Origin of the sequence: Pedobacter sp. Leaf194 (assembly GCF_001423945.1) — a bacterium.
Lineage (GTDB): Bacteria > Bacteroidota > Bacteroidia > Sphingobacteriales > Sphingobacteriaceae > Pedobacter.
Window position 1 is genome coordinate 830,435 of record NZ_LMPU01000001.1, and the last position, 20,397, is coordinate 850,831.

Consider the following 20,397-nt stretch of genomic DNA (forward strand, 5'->3'; position numbering starts at 1 on the left):
TTTTAAGCCTGGAAGGTTTGAAAACCTTCCAGGCTAATTTTACTCATCATCTAATAAGGTAACGCAATTTTCTGCGAGCTTTTTTATCCTCACATCAAAGGTTTTTTCGGCTTCGTTGTTTTTTGAGGATTGATACAGATAACTTATCATTTTCTTTGTAGAATCATCTGGGTCGCAGGCATAAGCTTTTTCAAGATATGCAGCCGTTTTTGCCGAAAATTTATTGTAATCCTCTGTCATTTTACCATGCATTGCAACACTCTTTGCATCTGCAACCTCGTTTAGCTTTTTAACCATTGCCCGGCAATCTTTAAAATAATGATTTCCTAAAGCCAAATAAGGCACATAATAACCCGGCGTTAACTGAATACTTTTTTCATAGTAAGGAATGGCCAGGTTCATTTGATTGGTTTCCTCATAAAGGCGGCCCAGGTGATAACTTACGTTCGCCACTTGTTTTGCATTTAATTCTGAAGAACGTTTCATCAGCGACAAGGCAATTTCAATTGCCTTTTGTTTTTCGGTTTCAGTGGTTCTTATTACGGTATAATCCCAGTATAGATCTTTTATGCTTTGGTTCTGGGCAAAAACCGAAACGATACAAACCGAAAACAGGAGCGTGATTAGAAAAATTTTTTTCATGAAAGTGTTTATTTTAGTTTGATATAAAAGCTAAAAAGCAATTGCTTAATCAATGCAAATTAACCAAAAAGCATCGGCTTTTTACCGATGCTTTCTAATTCTATATTATTATTGGAATATGGATTTTAACAAGGATATTCCACTTGCAGCTATTTCTTCAATCCGATTTCCCTCAATCTTTCGTCAAGATATTCTCCGGCGGTCATGTCGCTGTATGCTTTTGGGTGTTCGGCATCGATTGTTGATGGCAAACTTGTCAAATCCATATCGCTGCGGGGATGCAGGAAAAAAGGCACCGAAAAACGCGACGTTTTCATCAATTCGCGGGGCGGATTGACTACTCTGTGCGTAGTCGATTTGAGTTTATTGTTTGTTAACCGCTGCAACATATCGCCAACATTTACTACAATATCGGTATGGTGCGCTTTAATCGGTAACCATTCATTACTACGCGTTAAAACTTCAAGTCCGTCGGCACTTGCACCAATTAGCAAGGTTATTAAGTTAATGTCTTCATGCGCTCCGGCCCGTACCGCATCATCAGGGATGGTTTCCGGGTTTTCGATAGGAAAGTAATGTATACCCCTCAAAATAGAATTTCCGTTATGAACGTGTTTGTCGAAATAGTTTATTGGTAATTCTAAATAGGTCGCAATCGCACGCAAAAGGTGTGTGCCATTCTCTTCAAGCTTTTTATAAATGGCACCGGTTACTTTATTAAATTCGGGTAACTCTTCCAAAACCTCGTTATCCGGGTATTCATTTTTAACAGGGTCGCCATCTGTAACTTCCTGTCCAATTTGCCAAAACTCTTTTAAATCTGGTGTTTTAGCGCCTTTTGCAGTTTCTTTACCTGCGCTTGTGTAACCACGCTGACCTGCCAACTCGGGTTTTTCGTATTTTCTTTTTGTTTCTACAGGCAGCGAGAAGGCAGCTTTGATATTTTCATAAAGTTTATCAATTAATTCCTGACTTAAACCATGGTTGGTTATGGTAACGAAGCCCGAATCGTTAAAAGCTCTGCCAAGCTCATCAGAAAACTTTTTGCGCTCTTCTTCAGTTCCGTTGATATACGAACCTAAATCTAAACATGGAATGTAAGGTGTAGACATATTTTTATTATTTAATGTTGTACGAATTTAAAAAAGAATTGTTAATAAGTGCTTAAGGAGTAATAATTTGCTGTTTAAAAATTTAACTATCAATATACTAAGTTATTCACATCACCATTGCATCACAGCTATTTTATGATTGTCATGTAAAATCCATTATTAAAAGGATGGAAACTTTAAAAAACTTTATTTCGTAATATAGTATGATAAAGCAGTACATTTCAGCTTGCAACAAAATCAACACACAAAAACATGAAACGAATAATTTTAATCTTATTAGCTGTGCTGGCCATAAACCAGGCCAATGCGCAAGGAAAAAAAACGGAGAAGGCGACTTTTGGTATGGGATGCTTTTGGTGTACTGAAGCGATATTTCAAAAATTGAAAGGCGTAGTTTCGGTAAAATCTGGCTATGAAGGCGGTAAAGTTGCCAACCCAACTTACGAAGAAGTATGTACTGGTTTTACAGGCCATGCAGAGGTTTTGGAAATTACCTACAACCCGATGCAGATTACTTATAAAGATTTGCTGGAGGTTTTTTGGAAAAGCCACGACCCGACAACGTTAAACCGCCAGGGTGCCGATAGCGGAACACAATACCGTTCTGTTATTTTTTACCATTCGCCAGATCAGAAAGCGCTTGCTCTAAAATATAAAGCCGAATTAAACGCTACAAATGCTTACGGCAAAAAAGTTGTAACTGCCATTGAAGCGGCCGAACCGTTTTATGTTGCAGAAAGCTACCACCAAAATTATTACAAAAACAACGCCGATGCGCCTTATTGCAGATTGGTAATTTTACCGAAACTGGAAAAGTTGGAGAAAGTTTTTAAGGCGAAGCTTAAGTAAGTTTTAATTACACAAATATATATGCTCAGGCGAGAATCTATTTTGGATTTTTGACCTGAGCATTTTGTTTTTAGCACGATTTTGGTTCTTAAACCTGATTGTAATGTAAAGCCCGGAGCGCAGCGAGGACTTGCAATGTAAAGCAGGAACAGGCGATAATTGGAATGCAGGTGTACCTTTTCAAATAAAAAAACAAAGCTTTCGTTTACAAAGTGTTGATTTAGCTTTTAAACAATTAGCAATTCTGAAACTTTACGATGGTAAATATTACATTTGCACTATGAATACCGGCTTACAGCTTTACAATACACTTTCTCGTAAAAAAGAAAGTTTTCAGCCATTAAATGCGCCCAATGTTGGGATGTACGTTTGCGGCCCAACGGTTTACAGTGATGTGCATTTAGGCAATTGCCGCACATTTATGTCGTTCGATTTAATTTTTAGATACCTGAAATTCTTAGGATACAAAGTTAGGTATGTTCGCAACATTACCGATGCCGGCCATTTGGAAGGCGATAGGGATGAGGGTGACGATAAATTTGCAAAACGAGCCAAGCTGGAGCAGCTGGAGCCGATGGAAATTGTGCAGAAATACACGCTGGGTTTCCATGATGTGATGCGCATGTTTAATACGTTGCCGCCAAGTATTGAACCCACAGCCACGGGGCATATTATCGAACAAATTGAAATGATAAAAATTATCATTGAAAACGGATATGCTTACGAAATTGGCGGTAATGTTTATTTTGATGTAGAAAAATATAGCAAAGAATATAACTATACGATTTTAACCAACCGTAACCTGGAAGATATGTTGAACAACACCCGCGAATTGGGTGGACAGGATGAGAAACACGGTCGGTTAGACTTTGCGCTCTGGATTAAGGCTAAGCCAGAAACATTAATGCAATGGCAATCGCCGTGGGGGATGGGTTTTCCGGGCTGGCACATTGAATGTTCGGCCATGAGCGCCAAATATTTAGGCGCAGAGTTTGATATTCACGGCGGCGGCATGGACCTGGCGGCAACGCACCATACCAATGAAATTGCTCAATCAGAAGCTTGCAGCCACCACCAACCTGCACGTTTTTGGATGCACACCAACATGCTTACCGTAAACGGTACACGAATGTCTAAATCGGCTGGCAATGGTTTTCTGCCTTTGCAATTGTTTACCGGCGACCATCCTTTGCTTAAGAAAGGATATAGTCCGATGACGGTGAAATTCTTTATGATGCAGGCACATTACCGGAGTACGCTTGATTTTTCTAACGACGCACTTGATGCTTCAGAAAAAGGATTTAAGCGTTTAATGGCTGCTGTTAATTTGTTAGAAAAATTAACTGTTTCGGAGCAAAATGATTTTGATATCGATGCATTAAAAGCCAACTGCATTAATGCTATGAATGATGATTTTAATAGTCCGGTTTTAATTGCCGAGCTTTTCGAAGCCGTTAGGATTATTAATACTGTTTACGATGGAAAAGCCAAAATTTCTGCTGTCGAGTTAGCTAAGCTTAAGCAACTGATTCAGGATTTTGTGTTCGATATTTTGGGGCTAAAAGATGAGGAATCTGACAACCTGGAGTTGAACAGCGTTTTGGAAATGGTTATCGATTTGCGCAAAGAAGCCAAAGAAAATAAGGATTATGCAACATCTGATAAGATTCGAATTGGATTGCAGGAATTAGGAATTCAACTTAAAGACAGCAAAGAAGGCACAACCTGGAGTAAGGTATAGCTTTCACCTTTAGCTTAATACAATGAATAAAAAACTTTTAATATTGCCTGTAATTGCTTTAATAACTTTTCAGGCGTGTAAAAATGATAAAAAACCTGCTGAGGAAAGTAATGCTACGCCTCAGGAAGTTAAGTTGGTTTCGCCCGAATTTAATGCCGACAGCGCTTTTGCTTACACTAAAGCACAGGTAGATTTTGGTCCAAGAATTCCGGGTACCGTGGCGCATCAAAAATGTGCCGACTACCTGGTTTCGAAGCTGAAATCTTTTGGTGCTGAAGTAAAGGTGCAGGGCGCCAAAACGACAACTTATGATGGGAAAAGCTTTCAGTTAAAAAATATCCTTGCCAGTTTTAGTCCGGAGAAAAAGAACCGGATTTTAGTAGCAGCACATTGGGATGCCCGCCCTTTTTCGGACCAGGATGCTGACGCTGCAAATCATACAAAGCCTTTCGATGCAGCAAATGATGCTGGAAGTGGCGTTGCTGTAATTCTGGAAATGGCACGCCAGATTCATCAGAAACAACCCGATGTTGGCGTCGACTTCGTTTTATGGGACCTGGAGGATTATGGCAAGGCAAATGATGAAACACCCGATGAAACTACCTGGTGCTTAGGCTCGCAATATTGGGCTAAAAACGCTGCTGCAACCGGCTACAAGGCTTTGTTCGGCATAAACCTTGATATGGTTGGCGGTGGCAGTGCACAGTTTACACAAGATGAAATTTCCAGGCAGTTAGCCCCGGCAATTGTAAATAAGGTTTGGGATATTGGTAATGAAATTGGTTACTCCTCTTATTTTGTGCGCATTCCGAGCGGGAAACTTGTTGACGACCATTTTTGGATGAACAAAGCTGGTGTTCCGTCAGTCGATATTATTCACTATAATGATAACAGTGGTTTTTATATTAACTGGCATACTCAACTCGATAATTTAGCCAACATTGATAAAAATACCCTGAAGGCAACCGGCCAAACTGTACTCGAAACTATTTACCGCGAAAAATAGAATGTTCAATTGTTAATTACTTTTCGAACCAGCCGTAAAATAAAATTTTATATTCGCCATACCTTAACAGAACAACGAATGAAAACATTAATCTCTACAACTTTTGCTGTTGCTTTAGCGCTAAGTGCTTTCGCACAAAAGAGCGATGGCACTACGAAATCTTTGGTAAACGCAGAAAAAGAATTTGCAAAATCTATCGCAAAAAAAGGAGATAAAGAATCCTATATCGAATATTCTTCGGCCAATACACTTGTGTTCAGACCGAATCCGGTAAATGCAAAAACTTTTTACGCCTCGCAAACCAAAGGCTCGAATGAAGTTTCCTGGGAGCCGAATTTTGCGAAAGTATCTCGCAGCGGAGATTTGGGTTTCACCACCGGACCATACGAGCTTGCAGGCACTGAAAAAAAATATGGTCAGTATCTTTCTATCTGGAAAGCAGAAAACGGAACCTGGAAACTGGCAATAGATTTAGGCACCGAGAGCAATAAGCCGCTTGCCAAAATGCCCAACAGATTTGAAGAACCAAAGGACCGCTTTATTCCTAAGTTCTTTAATGAAAAGGAGCAAAAAGCCAGTAAAGATGTAATTCTTACAACAGAGAAAACCTTAAATACATTTCTTAAAACACATGGAATTGCAGCCTTTGGTGGTTTCTTAACCAACAACGCCCGTTTATTGTTCCCGGGCAATGACGCGATTGAAGGTAAAGGAAAAATTCTTTCATTTTTTAATGGGATGATAGGGAAAATAAACCTGAAAACAACAGGCGTTGATAAAGCACTGGGCAGCGATTTGGCTTACACATATGGTGTTGCTACAATTGACTACAAGGCCGATTTAAGAGAAAGTTTTAATTACGTTTTTGTATACGAAAAAGCAGCTGATGCAAGCTGGAATTTAATTGTTCAGGCCTTTGTTCCTGCTGATAGATAATATTTAATGTGAATTTGCTTAAAGGGCTCTCCGTAAAAAGTTAGCCCTTTTTTTATACCTGAATTGCTTTAATTTCGTTACTCTTAAAATAAATTGAATGAATAAAAAACTACTGTTATATACTGTATTCCTCACATTTCAGTTGTTAAATGTATCAGCCCAGAAAAGGAAGTTCGACGTGCAGGGAAAGGCAGGCGCTCGTGGCATTGTGCCCGAGAATACAATTCAGGGAATGTTAAAGGCTTTGGATTTGGGTGTTACCACCCTGGAAATGGACGCTGTAATTTCGAAAGACAAACAGGTGGTGCTTTCTCAGGAGCCATATTTTAATAATGAAATTTCGCTTCAGCCCAACGGAAAAGCCATTACTTTAAAAAACCAAAAGGATTTCAACATTTATAAAATGGATTATGATGAAATCAAAAAGTTCGATGTGGGAAGCAAGATACATTCTCGCTTTCCGGGCCAAATGAAATTTAAAGTTAGCAAGCCTTTACTATCTCAAACGATTGATGAAGTTGAAGAATATGTTAAATTAAAACGGCTTCCAAAACCTGTTTATAGCATAGAAACGAAGACAATTAAAAACGGCGATAATGTATTTCACCCTGAGCCCGCAGAGTTTGTTGATTTGATAATGGATATTGTAAATGCCAAAAAGATTTCGAAAAGGGTTATTATCGAATCTTTCGACATGAGAACGCTGCAGTACTTGCACGAGAAATACCCTAAAATACAGACTTCGTTATTAATTGATGAGAAGGAACCTTTTGAGGATTACATCGAAAAACTTGGTTTTAAGCCGACAATTTATAGCCCTTACTCTGTTTTGGTTGGAAAAGGCTTGGTAGATCGTTGCCATGAAATGGGCGTAAAAATTATTCCGTGGACAATCAACTCCGTAAAAGAAGTTAAATATTTAATGAGCCTTGGTGTAGATGGTGTAATTACTGATTATCCAAACCTTATTGGTCAGATTAAATAAAAACTACCTTAAACAAGAAATGCGCTGGTAAACCAGCGCATTTCTTGTTTAAATATGGTGCTCTTAATGATGCGGAGCAGCTTCTGTTTTTTCGTGTGCTGGCATTTCAGTTTTTTCATGAGACGTTGTACCTTCCTCTTCGTGATGAAAGATTGGTCTGGTAAATACAACGCAAAGAATTAATACAATAATCCATGCGGTTAATGGTAAAGCCCAAATGCCTGATGTTTGCTGAACTGGTGCGTGTGAATCGTGAGCTGACATATCGAATATTTTGATTTAAAATTTATGCTTTGTAATTGTGTGGTAAAGATAGTAACAAAGTTTAGAAAATAAAGGTTTGCCTTTTATTTCTAAGAAGGGTTTAGAGTAAATCCTTAATTATCTTTTCAATTGATAAACCTTCGGCTTCTGCACGATAGTTACGCACAATACGGTGGCGCAGAATTGGCTCTGCAACTGCTTGTACATCTTCAATATCTGGTGCATACTTGCCTGAAATTGCGGCATGGCACTTAGCGCCCAAAACTAGAAATTGCGAAGCTCGCGGTCCGGCGCCCCAGCTGATGTATTTGTTAATGGCCTCGGTAGCAAATTCGCTTTGCGGCCGTGTTTTTGCCGCAAGTTTTACTGCATATTCCAGAACATTATCTATTACCGGAATATCTCGGATTAGTTTTTGGAAATACTGGATATCATCTGCATGAATAATCTTTTGCAGTTGAATAGTTTTGTTGCTTGTCGTGTTTTTTACAATTGTTAGCTCATCTGCAAAAGCAGGATAATTTAACTGAATGTTAAACATGAAACGATCTAACTGTGCCTCAGGAAGCGGGTAAGTACCTTCTTGCTCTATCGGGTTCTGCGTTGCTAAAACAAAGAACGGTTTTGGCAGCGCGTGGGTTTGTCCTGCTGCGGTAACCGACTTTTCCTGCATGGCTTCCAATAAAGCGGCCTGCGTTTTTGGCGGCGTACGGTTTATTTCATCAGCAAGGATAATGTTTGAAAACACAGGTCCTTTAATAAATTTAAAATGCCGGTCTTCACCCAGTATCTCTGCACCAATAATATCACTTGGCATCAAATCGGGTGTAAATTGAATTCTATTGAAATCAAGATCTAAAACCGAAGCCACCGTTTGTACAAGTAACGTTTTAGCTAAGCCTGGTACGCCAACCAATAAGCAATGTCCGTTGCTGAAAATGGCAATTAATACCGATTTTATGATGTCATCCTGCCCAACTACAACTTTGCTTATTTCTGCTTTTATGTTGTTGAAAGATTGATGAAGGGCATTTACAGCTTCTACTTCGTTCTTATACTGCATTGGCATTATTTAGTCTCCGCTTTTTTCTTAGTCCAGATTTTCAATTGGTCGCAATCCTGAAATTCATCATCAATTTTTATGAATGTGCTTTCACGGCGTTTCTCAAACCACTCGCTCAATGTACGATTTGTTTTGTCATCCTGAGCAGCAGCTTTAATTTTTGGGTAATCCTGAGCTAAATTAGCTTTGTGAGGCGGGATTTTCGATTTCAAATATAAAATACGGTAACCTTGCTTGCCATCTGCTGCAGTAAATAATGTTGGTTTCGAAATCCCACCAGTTTTCATCGTATCGATTACAAGGAACACTGCAGGATCTAATTTTTCTACCGGAATAAAAGTACTTCTGGCTTGAACATTTTCTGCGTTAAGCATCATACCGCCATTATATTTTGTTTCCTTGTTATCCGAATATAGGTTTGCAGCAGCAGCGAAACTTATTTTTTTAGCCATAATATTATTGTAAATACTATCTGCATGAAGCTTGGTACGGTCTAAGCTGCTTTGGGTGCTCTTAGGCATAATCAAAATGTGCCTCGCATGAACGGATTCGCCACGACGCTCAATTACCTGTAAAATATGGTAGCCAAATTCGGTTTCGAATACAGGCGACATTTCCCCGGCTTTAAGTTTAAAAGCCCAGGCGGTAAACTCTTTTGCCATCTGGCTTCTATCAAAAAAACCTAAATCACCACCGTCGCTCACCGAACCAGGGTCTTCCGAGTAAGCCTTCGCCAAAGCACCAAAATCTTCACCGCCTTTAATTCTTAAGCGCAAAGCTTCAATTTTATCATGAAACTTTTCTTTCTCGGCTTTGGTAAGTTGCGGGTTTAAAATCACTTCGCCAATTTCAACTTCAGTGCCGAATTCAGGAATGCTATCTCCAAGCGTTTTGAAATATTTTTCTACCTCAAGAGGGGTAACATTAATATCTGCAGTTATTTTAGATTGCATCTTTTGTGCAATAAGTTCATCCTTTATTGATGGCCTCATTTCATCTTTATACTGCAGGATAGATTTATTCAAAAATTGTTCTAAACGTTCTTGTCCGCCTGCACGTTGCATGCTATAACGCATACGTCTGTTCACCTCATCATCAACCTGGGCGTCATCAACCATAACCGAATCGATTTCGGCTTGTTGCTTAAGCAATTTTTGGGTTAACGTTTGCTGCAATAACATGCATTTAATGTTTGGATCGGCAGGGCGGCCCTGATACAGATATTGTGTGTATTGTTGATTTAAATCGGATAGTAAAATGATATTATTACCTACCACAGCAGCAACTTTGTCGATGTTATTCTTTTGGGCATAGCTGTTTAAAAACAAGCTAATTAAAGCAGTTACTACTAAAAAAACTTTCTTCATTCTATTATTTATATTTTGCAAATTTAATACTAATGGATTAATTAATTAAGCCCGGTCTAAGTTATAGTTTAGCTAACTTTCTCAACTCGTTCTCATTAACTTTAACGGAATATTTATTTTTAAGCTTGTTAAGCCAGTTCTCTTCCAGCTTTTGTTGGTAATCGGCAATTACATCACCCCTTACATCGTTTAATGATTTATTATAATTCTGTTTATTCTTATTATAAAACTCTTCAATTCCCTGCTCGTCTTCCTGCGCTTTGTTCCAAATTTTTTGTTCTGATACATTGAACATTAAAACACCTTCTTTGTACTCATTCAGAAGGTAATCGTGGTCCTTACCCGAATTGGTGACTTTTTTGTGCATTTCGAGCGCAGTTTCGTAAGTTTTAACCTCTTCCTGGTAAGTAGCATTCTTATCTAAACCCATTTCCTTTGCATCTAAAACCTTCAATTTAAAATTGATGTAAAGATTCAGGTAGCTTAGCAAGTCGTTATAATTTGCAGATGCATTCCCGTTATGGCTCTTTTTATAAGCCCACATAAACTCCTTGCTGCTAACAGGTTTACTGTTAATTACGGCTACGTTTTGTGCGAACGATGAACTCCATAACAAACTGAAAACAAACAAGCAAGATGCCTTTCTCACACAAAAGTCTCTATAAATTTTAAAGGATAAAAGTAACAATAAGCGGGGCTATTATAAGATATTTAACTAATTTTAACAGAAATTATTATACCGCAAAAATACGAATGGAAAGTCAGGTTACCAACAATGCAAATGCTTTACGATTATTTTTTACTGAAGATGTTTTTTTGGTTGAAGATAAATCCGTAAATATTGCCTCTGTTGCTCCTGCAGGTACTATTCTGCCTGGTTTAAGTGATGAGGCTGTGGAGGTCAAAACTGTACTTTCAACTGATAAAGTTGAAGAAGTTGTGCATGAAAATGCTTCGCCGAAGTTAGAAAACAGCATTAAAGAGGCAGAAATGCACGCGATTACGAATGAACCGGTGCTGCCGAAAACCTTTAGATTTTTAGGTGGAAATAAAAAGGCAGTATTGATTTTAGTAAATGATACCGCCAACGATGTAAGTACCGAACAAGGTCGTGAACTGTTGCGTAAAATAGTTAAGGCAATTGATTTGGCTACGCCTGATTTCGCTTTACTTAACTATGCAAATTATCAGAATGTCGATTTCGTTGAATTACACCAGTTTTTTAAACCTGCTGTAATGCTGGCCTTTGGGGTAGGGGCAGAACATCTTAAACTAAACCTCAGCTGGACTGGCGAACTCATTTTTCACGAAACAACAAAAATGATTTTCGCCCCAAATCTTCATGCTCTGGATGGTGACTTATCTGCAAAAAAATCGCTGTGGGGAAATCTCCAAAAGCTTAAATAAGTTCTTCAAATTAGAAACATATTTTCGATGAAACAACTCGTTTTCGCAACAAATAATCAGCATAAAACTGAAGAAATACGGATGGCTCTCGAGGGGCTGTACGAGGTTTTAAACCTTGAAGACATCGGCTGCTTTGTCGACATTCCTGAAACTGCCGCTACTTTTGAGGGCAATGCAACTTTGAAAAGCAGCTATGTTGCGGAGCATTTCAGGCTCGATTGTTTTGCCGATGATAGCGGACTTGAAATTGAAGCATTAAATAATGAGCCTGGCGTTTATTCGGCAAGGTATTCTTGTAGCCGCGATAGCCAGGAAAATATTAATCTTGTTTTGCAGAAGATGAATGGTGTCGAAAACAGAAAAGCGAGGTTTAAAACTGTTATTTCTTTGATGCAAAACGGCCAGAACCATTTGTTCGAAGGTGTTATAACAGGCAGCATAAGAACGGAACTTTCAGGCGCTAAAGGTTTTGGTTACGACCCGATTTTTCAGCCAGACGGCTACAATATTACTTTCGCGGAGATGGAAATGAGTGAGAAAAATAAAATAAGCCACCGGGCTTTGGCACTTCAAAAAATGATTGCTTTTCTGAGAAACGAAGCTACTGCTTAACGGCGCTTCTCGGCGCAACTTTAACCGAATCCTTTTTTGGTAAAATCGGCTTAATTCCAAAATTTATTAACGAATCAGTTTTCGATACGGCTTTTGTTGCTGCAGGTTTTGTCGTTGCAGGTTTTATTGTTGCGGGTGCTTTGCCTGCAACCGATTTCGTTGCCGTGTTTTTTGCCGGCGTTTTTGGTGTCGCTTTCTTTATGCCTAACGAACCTATCGCTTCCTTTTTAGATTTTGGTCTCTCTTTAGGTTTCCAGGAAAATCCTTTCAGTACATTATCTTTCGGAACTTTATTTTCAGGGTTTAGCGCACCTTCAATGCTATTTATATAAACAATTTCGTCGATATCGTTATTTTTAAATCTGAATTTTATCCGGCTGCTTAAGGTTTGGTTCATTTCTTTGTAAACCTTCGTGCTGTCATCCTGCGTATAATAAATACTCTCTGCATTGCCATCAACATACAGGGTTTTGAGTTTTCCCTCTTCGAAAAAGCCGGTCATGTAACGGCCTTTAATCTGGTTAAAGCGGAGTGAATCTGCCGGTGTATTTACCAGGAATGCATTCTTAAAGGCTTGTAAATTGTTGAGTTTATTTTTCTTAAACTGAACATAAATCGTATCGCCAACAACCTGCGAGCCTTCCGACCAGATAATTGGATTGCCGTAACAACGAAGCGTAGAATCAGCACTGGTATAAAACAGACTGTCGGTTTTTGCCTGAATATTGCTCTTAAAAATCCTAACGTTATGATAAGCCCTGATTACCCTCGTCGTAACAGTGTCCGCCGGGTTAAAAACAGTATCAGCTTTAAGTTTTTTAGTCACCTTATTCAGGCTATCTTTTGCAGCTTTTGGTATGCTTTTTAGTAAACTATCCGGGTTTACCTTCGGAGTTTTTTTCACAACTTCATTCAAACTGCCTGCCTTTTTCTTCAGCGTGTCAACAACTTTCGAAGCATTTTTCAACACAGGATCAACTTTTAACTTCTCTTTAAGCGTAGTCGTATCAATCTTTGCCTTTACGCTATCGAGCACATTACCCGGAACTTCAGCGGGCTTTTTAGCAGCTAATTTATCGTCGCGTTTACCTTTTGGTTCTTTTCCGCTTTGCGTAGTTACTTTCTGGTTTTTACTTGTGGCAGGCACATTTTTTTCTTTACCAGAATTCTTCTCCGTTTTTGGTGTTTCTTCTTCGTCCTCCCCAACCTCATTATCCGCTTTTATGGAAATTTTAGGAATCAGTTTCAGTGTCTTTTGCAAAGCCATTTGGGTTTCCAGGGTATCTGCGCCGAGGCGAAGCGTGTCGGGGCGTTTTTTATTATTTACTGTAACAGAATCACCAGATATTAAATCTACATAGGCCTTTTTGGTAACCAGAGTTCGCTGGTCTGCCTTGTAGTAGAAGCCTAAATCTCCGTACATTTTCGTGCCGTCTTTTTTATCCGTAAAAACAATGTTCTTAACGGCTTTCCCGTAGCCAATTTTTCCGTAATAATATAAGCTATCGCCCCTTAGCGATTTTGTATCCTGTGTATAAAGGTTTTTTTTGCCGAAGTAGGCATCTTCACTCAATGTGTTGTAAGCGCCGTTTTCCGTGTATAAATTATCGTCTTTCCCTTTAATATTTGTAGGGCCGTAAAAATAAGTCCACTTCGAATCAACGTTGTAACGCATCGTATCCGATTTGATAACGCTTTGCGGCGTAACCACCACAACGTTGTAGCGAAAATAGGCATCGCTGCTGTTATTAAAATAGTAACCGTTTTTACTGGTCAGCACAACATCCTGAGTTTCTATTTTGCCACCACTGGTGTAAGTTCCAATTTTTGCAACCATGTCATAATCCAGAATGTTCGTGGTAAGCGTAGATTTTGGGTCTACCATTCTCACATTATTTGTTAAATGAGCATGTTTCTTATTTCCATCATATTGAAGCTGGTCAGAATAAATATCGGTTGTTAACTGATGGATGTGAACGTTTTTATAAGCTTCGAAATAGTTACGCTCGGTGTAAAAAACTGCGCTATCGCAGGTTAGGGTTGCGTTGTCTTGCTGAAAAACCGGGTTGCGTAAATAACTTACTTTTGCTTTTGTATCACCGGTTATACGCGTAGAAGAAATAATTTTTATAATAGAACCTTTCTGCTGACCGAATAATAACACGGGGCAAATCAGTAAAAAAAGAAAGACAAATGTTTTTTGCACTTTACAAAGTTAGTTTTTTGTTCCGAACGTTGGAAACCGGTTAAAATTAAATATTTTTGGTGGATGTTACCTTTGTCAGATTTTCAGAAATATATTGCGGAGCAAGCGCTGTTTAAAAAAGGTAGCAGAATTCTTTTAGCTGTTAGCGGAGGGAAAGATTCGATATTAATGTTGCATCTTTTTAAAGCATATGAAATTGATATTGGTGTGGCACACTGTAATTTTAATTTACGTGCAGATGAAGCGCAACGCGATGAGCATTTTGTTAAAACGCTTACACAATCCTTAAATCTGCCATTCTATGTAACGCATTTTGACACAAAAAAATATGCTGCCGAAAATAAAATTTCCACACAAATGGCAGCTAGAGCTTTACGATACAATTGGTTTGAAGAAATAAGGCAGCAAAACGGTTATGATTTTATCGCCCTGGCGCAACACCAGAACGATTCCATTGAAACGGTTTTACTTAATTTAGTAAGGGGAACCGGAATTAGCGGAATGCATGGCATTTTGCCGAAACGCGACAAACTCATACGGCCGCTTCTTTTTTTAAACCGTGAAGAAATTAATCAAATTGTAGCTAACAATAATATCGATTTTGTTGAGGATAGCTCTAACCTGAGCGCTAATTACACCAGAAATAAATTACGCCTGGAAGTAATTCCACACTTAAAGGCTATTAACCCCAATTTGGAGCGCACATTTGAGCAGAACGTTGAACGCTTTGCCGAGATTGAGATTTTTCTGAAATCGCAGGTCGAAAAGATTGCTGCTGAGTTAATTTCCACAAAACCCGATGGTGTCTATATATCTTTAAATCAAATTAAACTTTTAGAACCGCAAAAGCTCTTGCTTTTTGAATTGTTGAAACCCTATAATTTTATCGAAAGTGTGATTGAAGAAATCATAAATGCTGTAGATAAACAAAGTGGAATTAAATTTTACAGCAGCAGCCATCAGGCCACAATTGATAGAGAAAACTTAATTGTTAGTAAAATTGAATCAGGTTTGCAGCGGCACAAAGTAATCCATCCGAAGGATTTAACTTTTAAATTTGCCAACTATAACTTCTGCTTTAGTTTTTCTAATGATTTAAAGTTCGAAGCAAATACCAGTAAAATTTTTGTTGATGAAGCTGCTTTGCAGTTTCCGCTGATTATGAGAAACTGGGAACATGGCGATAAATTTATCCCGCTGGGCATGAAAGGATTTAAAAAAATAAGCGATTTCTTTATTGATGAGAAGGTGCCCTTGCATTTAAAATCAAATATCCCGATTTTGGTTAATGGAAACGGGGAAATTATCTGGATTGCCGGAATGAGACAGGATAACCGCTACAAATTAACCCAGGCAACCAAAAAAGTTGTTATATTCGAGCTCGAAAATTAACTAAGTGGAAAACAGATTCGCATACATCGAAAAACAGTATATCGGCCGTGATTATGTTCGCATTTTCATTAGGCTTATTATGGCGGCATTCTGTTTTGCGGCCTATGTTTACGAACGCGACAGAGATAATACGCAGGATTTATTCCTGGTGGTTGGTTTTGGGATTATCGGCGTTTCCATGTTGTTACTTTTCTTAATTCAGTATAAAATCGTAGTAGATAAAGGGAGCATGATATTGGATGGCCTTTGGACGACCAAGCGTGTTAAAATCGACTTAAATAGCATAACGGACGTTCGCAAGGCAACTTACAGCCGCTATTTTTTTAACAATCCTGTTTACAACTTACATACAAAAGGTACAATTCGTTTTTACTCTTCGGGTAAAGATGCTGTTGTTTTAACCGACCGGGATGGTCTTGAATATTTCATTGGTACCCAGCGACCAAATGAACTGCTTCTTGTTATAAAAGACGAGATGAAAAAACTTAAATAATCTTCCCTGCGGGGAATTTTTTTCTCGAAATTCAACAAAATTTTTCTGAGTCTTGCCTGAAAAGCCTGTTAAATGCTGTGCTATAGGCTTTTGCCATTCGGGCATGCATATTGGATTATGTTTCGAAACATTCCATTATGAAAACCTTTGTCTTCATTTTTCTGATTAGCACATCAGCGATTCCTTTAATGGCTCAAACCTATAGCGCCAGGGTATCAAAAGATTCGCTCGGCGTACTCAACAATAGAATCGAAATTTTAAAAGCAACCATCAAAATTCTGGAGTTAAAAACCGAAGAATCTGCGGAGGAATCTACTGTGGAGAAACTGCGCCTGAAGTTGCTGGAGGCGAATGGCAATGCAACGGCATCTGCTGCGAAAACCAGCAGCCAAAGCGACCAAACGTCTTCGGGAAGTTCGTTCGATTTGAAAGCCATGGATAAGCTGGCAAAAAAGGCGAAATCTGACGCTAATGATGCAGAAAAGGCCTTGGAACGATTCAATAAACAAATCGCTAAGGTAGAAGATATTCGTACGCAGATTCAGGGGGAGGAACGGAAAGTCGGCTATAAATCGCCTAAAGTCATTTTCTTCTATAAATAATTGTCGCTCAACATAACAATGTATCCGGGCAGCATTATCCATTCAGCCCTAAAATATTCCACGCTTAATTTATTATGACTCAAAACCAAAAGCCAAAAGATTTTCCTTTTAAAGAAGAATGCTTAGAATTAGTTGAGTTTGCATTCGAAATTCACAAACAATTGGGTAGCGGGTCGCCTGCTCTAGTATATCGCAATGCATTTGAATCGGTATTGCAGCATAATGGTTTACCTTACACAAGGGATAAAAAATACGCCGTAAATTATAATGGTATGGCACTCGACCATAAATTCCACGCTGACTTTTTAGTAAATGACGGCATTATTGTGGAAATTAAATCTTGCCCTTTTATGTTATCATCAACTGATTTGGATGTATTTAATCAACTGATTTTATCAAAACCTGCAATCTGTTTAATTATCAATTTCAATGCAGAACTGCTCCAGTTTAAAAAAGTGATATTAGTTTAAAATAGCGGCCGCTTAGCAAAACAGTTGTCTGGGTTTTTATTGCAATTGCCTTACACATAAATTAGATATAATTGGGTTACATTTGCGGTAACAACAATACATATATAATGAAGATAGGAATTGTTTGCTACCCTACTTTTGGCGGTAGTGGCGTAGTTGCAACAGAACTTGGAAAAGCACTTGCTAATGAAGGACACCAGGTTCATTTTATAACTTATAGTCAGCCGGCAAGGCTCGATTTCTTTTCATCAAACTTGTTTTATCACGAAGTTTCGGTAAGGGATTATCCGCTGTTTGATTATGCCCCTTACGAATCTGCGCTTGCAAGTAAGCTTGTAGATGTTGTTCGTTTTGAGCAGCTGGATGTTCTACATGTGCATTATGCAATTCCGCACGCTTCTGCAGCGTTTATGGCGAAGCAAATTTTGGCAAGCTATGGCATTCATATTCCTGTAGTTACCACACTTCACGGTACCGATATTACCCTTGTTGGTAAAGATCCAACGTATAAACCGGTAGTAACATTCTCAATTAACCAAAGCGATGGCGTAACCACTGTTTCGCAGGATTTAAAAGACGATACTTATAACCATTTCGAAATCACGAAAGACATTAAGGTAATCCCTAATTTTATTGATTTTAACCGCTTTAGTTTGCAGGCAAAAGACCACTTTAAGAAAGCAATTGCCCCAAATAATGAACGCATTTTAATACATACCAGTAACTTTAGAAAAGTAAAGCGCACTGCAGATGTTATCCGTATTTTTGAAAAAGTGCAGGCGGTAATTCCCTCCAAACTTTTAATGGTAGGCGATGGACCCGAGCGTGTATATGACGAGCAATTGTGCCGCTCGCTGAATATTTGCGACCATGTTCGTTTCTTAGGCAAGCAAGATGCTGTCGAAGAAATTCTTTCAGTATCCGACCTTTTCCTGATGCCATCCGAATCTGAAAGTTTTGGTCTGGCTGCATTGGAAGCAATGGCTTGTAAAGTTCCTATCATTACAACAAATGCCGGCGGCATTCCTGAATTAAACGTTAATGGTTTTTGCGGTTACATGAGTGAAGTAGGCGACGTAGATTCTATGGCAGCACACGCGATCGAAATACTTAAGGATGATGAAACCCTGAAGCGTTTTAAAGAGAATGCATTTACGAGAGCAAAAGATTTCGATTTGATTAAAATTTTACCTTCATACGTAAATTATTATAAAGAGGTAATCGAAAACTCACTGCAACCTAAATACTAAATTATCTGCTTAAAATAACCCTGATTTTTTGCGGTTTAGCTTTTTGGTAAATACTTAAAAAGGACTTTTATCAAGCTCATTAAATATAGATAAGCAACAATTGAGCGCTAACTATTTAATTATGAGTGTTTCAGAAAACGATTCGATTTTAAGAAATCAATAAAATATATTTATTAAAACAAAACTTTCTCAAAATCAAACGATTATAAGTTGTACCTTTGCGCCCTTGAAACCCTTGATAAACGTTTCAATTGTCGCATTTCAAATTAGAAAACAGGTTAGATGAAAAAAATTGTTGATTACAGAAAGCTTTTAAGCGTAGATAAAAATGCCGAATTAAAGGATCTTAAGTCGGTATACCGTACGTTGATGAAAGATTGCCACCCTGATAAATTCCAGCAGGAAGAGGAAAAATTAGAGGCAGAAGCAAGAAGCAAAGATATTATTGAAGCTTACCATTTTTTAGTGAGTATTGCGCCGGAAACCCGTGAACAAAATATCGAAACTTATACTGAAACGATTACAAAATCGAACATTCTCGATTTTGAATACAAACAACAGGTATTAAACATCCAGTTTTTCGACGGTAGTGCGTACGAATATTTTGACGTGCCTAAGGCCATTTATGTTAAATTGGTAAATGCTGATTCTCCAGGCCGTTTCGCCCGCAGACATATATTCAGTGACTATCCATACCGCAATGTAGCGAAGGTTGCTGAGCCAGCTTAAAAAAAAGACTTGCCACCTGGCAAGTCTTTTTTTTTGCCGGAAGTGGCTGTAGCTATTTGGTAAACACGAGGTTTACGGGTGCGGCAACTTCAATACGTTTTCCGCTATCTGTAAGTTTGCCCGTTACTTTGTTGCGTTTAAAAATGACAACATTATTAGTGTATTGGTGAGCCACGAGTACAAAACGGCCACTTGGGTCTATTGAAAAATTTCTTGGTCCTTTACCTAAAGTACTTACCGTTTCTACTAACCGCAATATCCCTGTAGAAAGAATAGAAAACACCGAAATGGTATTTGCATCGCCGCGGTTTGTTTCGTACAGGAACTTGCCATCGGCAGAAACATGAATGTCTGCTCCATCTATTCGTCCTTCAAATCCCTTTGGGGTAGTACCAATTTCCTGAATCTTTTTTAAGCTTCCATTGGTATAGTAGAAGCCTGTAATGCTGCCATTAAATTCGTGGGCGAGGTAAGCGAACTTTCCGTTTGGGGAAAAGGCAATGTGCCTTGGTCCGGTTCCGGCAGTAGTACTTAAAACGTTTTTTAACACCAGCACCTGCTTGTTGCTTTTTGGGTTGTAGGTATAAATGTATATCCTATCCTCACCTAAATCATTACAAATGAGGAATTTCTTATCGGGTGTAAACTTAACCATGTGCACATGGGCGCTCTGCTGCCTGCCTTTCGGGTCGATGCTTTTTCCGGTGTGTTGTATTACAAGTGCCGCGCTACTTAAACTACCATCAGTCTTTCGCTTAAAAACAGCCAAACTTCCGCCGCTATAGTTTGCAACAATTACATTATCGTTGTCTGCGGTAATGTAACATGGGTCGGCCCCTTCGCTCGAAACTTTATTGATGAACGTCAATCCACCTGTAACAGCATTATACTTAAAAGCGCTCACACTACTCTCTTTCCCTGTTTCGTTTACCGAATAAGCGAATTTTTTATCGGGTGAAATTGCAATGTAACTTGGATTGGCAACGTTTTTTGCAACACTTTTTAATTTTGTATTTCCGGTGCTGGTATTGAAATTGTAGGTGTAAATGCCTTCACTTTTTGCAGGGGTGTTTGTATACGTGCCGATAAGTAGGTTGTAATTGCTTTGCTGTGCTAAGCTGGCTAGGGAAAATGAAAGCAACAACATTAGTAATCTAAATCTTTTCATAGGATCAATTTTGAATTTATAACAAATATGAGAAAATATTATTACTGCCGGCTTTCCTCATCTCATCAACTTATAATTAAACACTGCGGCAGTTTTATCGCTT

At 38.6% G+C, this 20,397-nt stretch carries 21 protein-coding genes; 13 read left to right on the forward strand and 8 right to left on the reverse strand.

Translation table 11 applies throughout. The annotated features are described in order from the left end of the window. Nucleotides 1-39: 39 nt before the first annotated feature. Both ASG14_RS03750 and ASG14_RS03755 read right to left on the reverse strand, forming a co-directional pair. On the reverse strand, nt 40-642 hold the full coding sequence (locus ASG14_RS03750; protein WP_056869694.1) for a lipopolysaccharide assembly protein LapB: 603 nt from the start codon (nt 640-642) through the stop codon (nt 40-42). A 149-nt stretch (nt 643-791) separates the two neighbouring features. Next, entirely contained in the window at nt 792-1,754 is a 963-nt protein-coding gene (locus tag ASG14_RS03755; RefSeq protein ID WP_056869695.1) for an isopenicillin N synthase family oxygenase, read from the reverse strand. A 252-nt stretch (nt 1,755-2,006) separates the two neighbouring features. Between ASG14_RS03755 and msrA the strand changes: the two genes are divergently transcribed. From msrA to ASG14_RS03780, 5 genes are all read left to right on the forward strand, one after another. Continuing rightward, a complete protein-coding gene (gene msrA, locus ASG14_RS03760) occupies nt 2,007-2,603 on the forward strand; it encodes a peptide-methionine (S)-S-oxide reductase MsrA (RefSeq protein WP_082491325.1) in 597 nt (198 codons plus the stop codon). 280 nt (nt 2,604-2,883) lie between these two features. After that, nucleotides 2,884-4,344 (forward strand): cysteine--tRNA ligase, encoded by a 1,461-nt coding sequence (gene cysS, locus ASG14_RS03765; protein WP_056870230.1) that lies wholly within the window; start codon nt 2,884-2,886, stop codon nt 4,342-4,344. 22 nt (nt 4,345-4,366) lie between these two features. Further along, on the forward strand, nt 4,367-5,350 hold the full coding sequence (locus ASG14_RS03770) for a M28 family peptidase (RefSeq protein ID WP_056869696.1): 984 nt from the start codon (nt 4,367-4,369) through the stop codon (nt 5,348-5,350). Between the two features lie 78 nt (nt 5,351-5,428). After that, nucleotides 5,429-6,286: a nuclear transport factor 2 family protein gene (locus ASG14_RS03775; RefSeq protein ID WP_056869697.1), complete on the forward strand. Its 858-nt coding sequence runs from the start codon at nt 5,429-5,431 to the stop codon at nt 6,284-6,286. Between the two features lie 97 nt (nt 6,287-6,383). Next, complete coding sequence (locus tag ASG14_RS03780; RefSeq protein WP_056869698.1) at nt 6,384-7,271, forward strand: glycerophosphodiester phosphodiesterase family protein; 888 nt, start codon at nt 6,384-6,386, stop codon at nt 7,269-7,271. 63 nt (nt 7,272-7,334) lie between these two features. Here ASG14_RS03780 and ASG14_RS03785 read toward each other — a convergent pair whose 3' ends face one another. The 4 genes from ASG14_RS03785 to ASG14_RS03800 all read right to left on the reverse strand — a co-directional run bounded on the left by ASG14_RS03785 (nt 7,335) and on the right by ASG14_RS03800 (nt 10,614). Further along, nucleotides 7,335-7,535 (reverse strand): hypothetical protein, encoded by a 201-nt coding sequence (locus ASG14_RS03785; RefSeq protein WP_056869699.1) that lies wholly within the window; start codon nt 7,533-7,535, stop codon nt 7,335-7,337. A gap of 100 nt (nt 7,536-7,635) precedes the next feature. Next, the gene (locus tag ASG14_RS03790) at nt 7,636-8,598 is read right to left on the reverse strand and encodes a MoxR family ATPase (RefSeq protein WP_056870231.1); all 963 of its coding nucleotides are present in this window, start codon (nt 8,596-8,598) and stop codon (nt 7,636-7,638) included. 5 nt (nt 8,599-8,603) lie between these two features. Continuing rightward, nucleotides 8,604-9,965 carry a peptidylprolyl isomerase gene (locus ASG14_RS03795; protein WP_056869700.1) on the reverse strand — a complete coding sequence of 454 codons (1,362 nt, stop codon included), beginning with the start codon at nt 9,963-9,965 and terminating at the stop codon, nt 8,604-8,606. Between the two features lie 61 nt (nt 9,966-10,026). Further along, nucleotides 10,027-10,614 carry a hypothetical protein gene (locus ASG14_RS03800; protein WP_056869701.1) on the reverse strand — a complete coding sequence of 196 codons (588 nt, stop codon included), beginning with the start codon at nt 10,612-10,614 and terminating at the stop codon, nt 10,027-10,029. Nucleotides 10,615-10,718: 104 nt separating this feature from the next. On the opposite strand from ASG14_RS03800, the gene ASG14_RS03805 reads away from it, so the two are divergent. Both ASG14_RS03805 and rdgB read left to right on the forward strand, forming a co-directional pair. Next, nucleotides 10,719-11,372 (forward strand): hypothetical protein, encoded by a 654-nt coding sequence (locus tag ASG14_RS03805; RefSeq protein WP_056869702.1) that lies wholly within the window; start codon nt 10,719-10,721, stop codon nt 11,370-11,372. Nucleotides 11,373-11,399: 27 nt separating this feature from the next. Continuing rightward, nucleotides 11,400-11,984 (forward strand): RdgB/HAM1 family non-canonical purine NTP pyrophosphatase, encoded by a 585-nt coding sequence (gene rdgB, locus ASG14_RS03810; protein WP_056869703.1) that lies wholly within the window; start codon nt 11,400-11,402, stop codon nt 11,982-11,984. Here rdgB and ASG14_RS03815 read toward each other — a convergent pair. Next, nucleotides 11,974-14,190 carry an OstA-like protein gene (locus tag ASG14_RS03815; protein ID WP_056869704.1) on the reverse strand — a complete coding sequence of 739 codons (2,217 nt, stop codon included), beginning with the start codon at nt 14,188-14,190 and terminating at the stop codon, nt 11,974-11,976. The two genes, rdgB and ASG14_RS03815, sit on opposite strands and share 11 nt — an antisense overlap. Before the next feature lie 63 nt (nt 14,191-14,253). Here ASG14_RS03815 and tilS point away from each other — a divergent pair, with 63 nt between their 5' ends. The 6 genes from tilS to ASG14_RS03845 all read left to right on the forward strand — a co-directional run bounded on the left by tilS (nt 14,254) and on the right by ASG14_RS03845 (nt 19,126). Then, nucleotides 14,254-15,582, forward strand: coding sequence for a tRNA lysidine(34) synthetase TilS (gene tilS / locus ASG14_RS03820; RefSeq protein WP_056869705.1), 1,329 nt, complete (start codon nt 14,254-14,256; stop codon nt 15,580-15,582). A 4-nt stretch (nt 15,583-15,586) separates the two neighbouring features. Continuing rightward, complete coding sequence (locus ASG14_RS03825; protein WP_056869706.1) at nt 15,587-16,075, forward strand: hypothetical protein; 489 nt, start codon at nt 15,587-15,589, stop codon at nt 16,073-16,075. 137 nt (nt 16,076-16,212) lie between these two features. Further along, nucleotides 16,213-16,677 (forward strand): hypothetical protein, encoded by a 465-nt coding sequence (locus tag ASG14_RS03830; RefSeq protein ID WP_157274824.1) that lies wholly within the window; start codon nt 16,213-16,215, stop codon nt 16,675-16,677. 74 nt (nt 16,678-16,751) lie between these two features. Then, nucleotides 16,752-17,147: a GxxExxY protein gene (locus ASG14_RS03835; protein WP_056869708.1), complete on the forward strand. Its 396-nt coding sequence runs from the start codon at nt 16,752-16,754 to the stop codon at nt 17,145-17,147. Nucleotides 17,148-17,254: 107 nt separating this feature from the next. Further along, nucleotides 17,255-18,397 carry an N-acetyl-alpha-D-glucosaminyl L-malate synthase BshA gene (bshA, locus tag ASG14_RS03840; RefSeq protein WP_056869709.1) on the forward strand — a complete coding sequence of 381 codons (1,143 nt, stop codon included), beginning with the start codon at nt 17,255-17,257 and terminating at the stop codon, nt 18,395-18,397. 282 nt (nt 18,398-18,679) lie between these two features. Beyond that, nucleotides 18,680-19,126 (forward strand): KTSC domain-containing protein, encoded by a 447-nt coding sequence (locus ASG14_RS03845; protein ID WP_056094416.1) that lies wholly within the window; start codon nt 18,680-18,682, stop codon nt 19,124-19,126. A 52-nt stretch (nt 19,127-19,178) separates the two neighbouring features. Here ASG14_RS03845 and ASG14_RS03850 read toward each other — a convergent pair whose 3' ends face one another. Beyond that, the gene (locus tag ASG14_RS03850; protein WP_056869710.1) at nt 19,179-20,294 is read right to left on the reverse strand and encodes a lactonase family protein; all 1,116 of its coding nucleotides are present in this window, start codon (nt 20,292-20,294) and stop codon (nt 19,179-19,181) included. Between the last annotated feature and the right edge of the window lie 103 nt (nt 20,295-20,397).

What these genes read in the sequence shown, in the direction of transcription:
- ASG14_RS03750 (WP_056869694.1), bottom strand. Translation starts at nt 642, where the DNA reads ATGAAAAAAATTTTTCTAATCACGCTCCTGTTTTCGGTTTGTATCGTT.
- ASG14_RS03755 (WP_056869695.1), bottom strand. Translation starts at nt 1,754, where the DNA reads ATGTCTACACCTTACATTCCATGTTTAGATTTAGGTTCGTATATCAAC.
- msrA (WP_082491325.1), top strand. Translation starts at nt 2,007, where the DNA reads ATGAAACGAATAATTTTAATCTTATTAGCTGTGCTGGCCATAAACCAG.
- cysS (WP_056870230.1), top strand. Translation starts at nt 2,884, where the DNA reads ATGAATACCGGCTTACAGCTTTACAATACACTTTCTCGTAAAAAAGAA.
- ASG14_RS03770 (WP_056869696.1), top strand. Translation starts at nt 4,367, where the DNA reads ATGAATAAAAAACTTTTAATATTGCCTGTAATTGCTTTAATAACTTTT.
- ASG14_RS03775 (WP_056869697.1), top strand. Translation starts at nt 5,429, where the DNA reads ATGAAAACATTAATCTCTACAACTTTTGCTGTTGCTTTAGCGCTAAGT.
- ASG14_RS03780 (WP_056869698.1), top strand. Translation starts at nt 6,384, where the DNA reads ATGAATAAAAAACTACTGTTATATACTGTATTCCTCACATTTCAGTTG.
- ASG14_RS03785 (WP_056869699.1), bottom strand. Translation starts at nt 7,535, where the DNA reads ATGTCAGCTCACGATTCACACGCACCAGTTCAGCAAACATCAGGCATT.
- ASG14_RS03790 (WP_056870231.1), bottom strand. Translation starts at nt 8,598, where the DNA reads ATGCAGTATAAGAACGAAGTAGAAGCTGTAAATGCCCTTCATCAATCT.
- ASG14_RS03795 (WP_056869700.1), bottom strand. Translation starts at nt 9,965, where the DNA reads ATGAAGAAAGTTTTTTTAGTAGTAACTGCTTTAATTAGCTTGTTTTTA.
- ASG14_RS03805 (WP_056869702.1), top strand. Translation starts at nt 10,719, where the DNA reads ATGGAAAGTCAGGTTACCAACAATGCAAATGCTTTACGATTATTTTTT.
- rdgB (WP_056869703.1), top strand. Translation starts at nt 11,400, where the DNA reads ATGAAACAACTCGTTTTCGCAACAAATAATCAGCATAAAACTGAAGAA.
- tilS (WP_056869705.1), top strand. Translation starts at nt 14,254, where the DNA reads ATGTTACCTTTGTCAGATTTTCAGAAATATATTGCGGAGCAAGCGCTG.
- ASG14_RS03830 (WP_157274824.1), top strand. Translation starts at nt 16,213, where the DNA reads ATGAAAACCTTTGTCTTCATTTTTCTGATTAGCACATCAGCGATTCCT.
- ASG14_RS03835 (WP_056869708.1), top strand. Translation starts at nt 16,752, where the DNA reads ATGACTCAAAACCAAAAGCCAAAAGATTTTCCTTTTAAAGAAGAATGC.
- bshA (WP_056869709.1), top strand. Translation starts at nt 17,255, where the DNA reads ATGAAGATAGGAATTGTTTGCTACCCTACTTTTGGCGGTAGTGGCGTA.
- ASG14_RS03845 (WP_056094416.1), top strand. Translation starts at nt 18,680, where the DNA reads ATGAAAAAAATTGTTGATTACAGAAAGCTTTTAAGCGTAGATAAAAAT.
- ASG14_RS03850 (WP_056869710.1), bottom strand. Translation starts at nt 20,294, where the DNA reads ATGAAAAGATTTAGATTACTAATGTTGTTGCTTTCATTTTCCCTAGCC.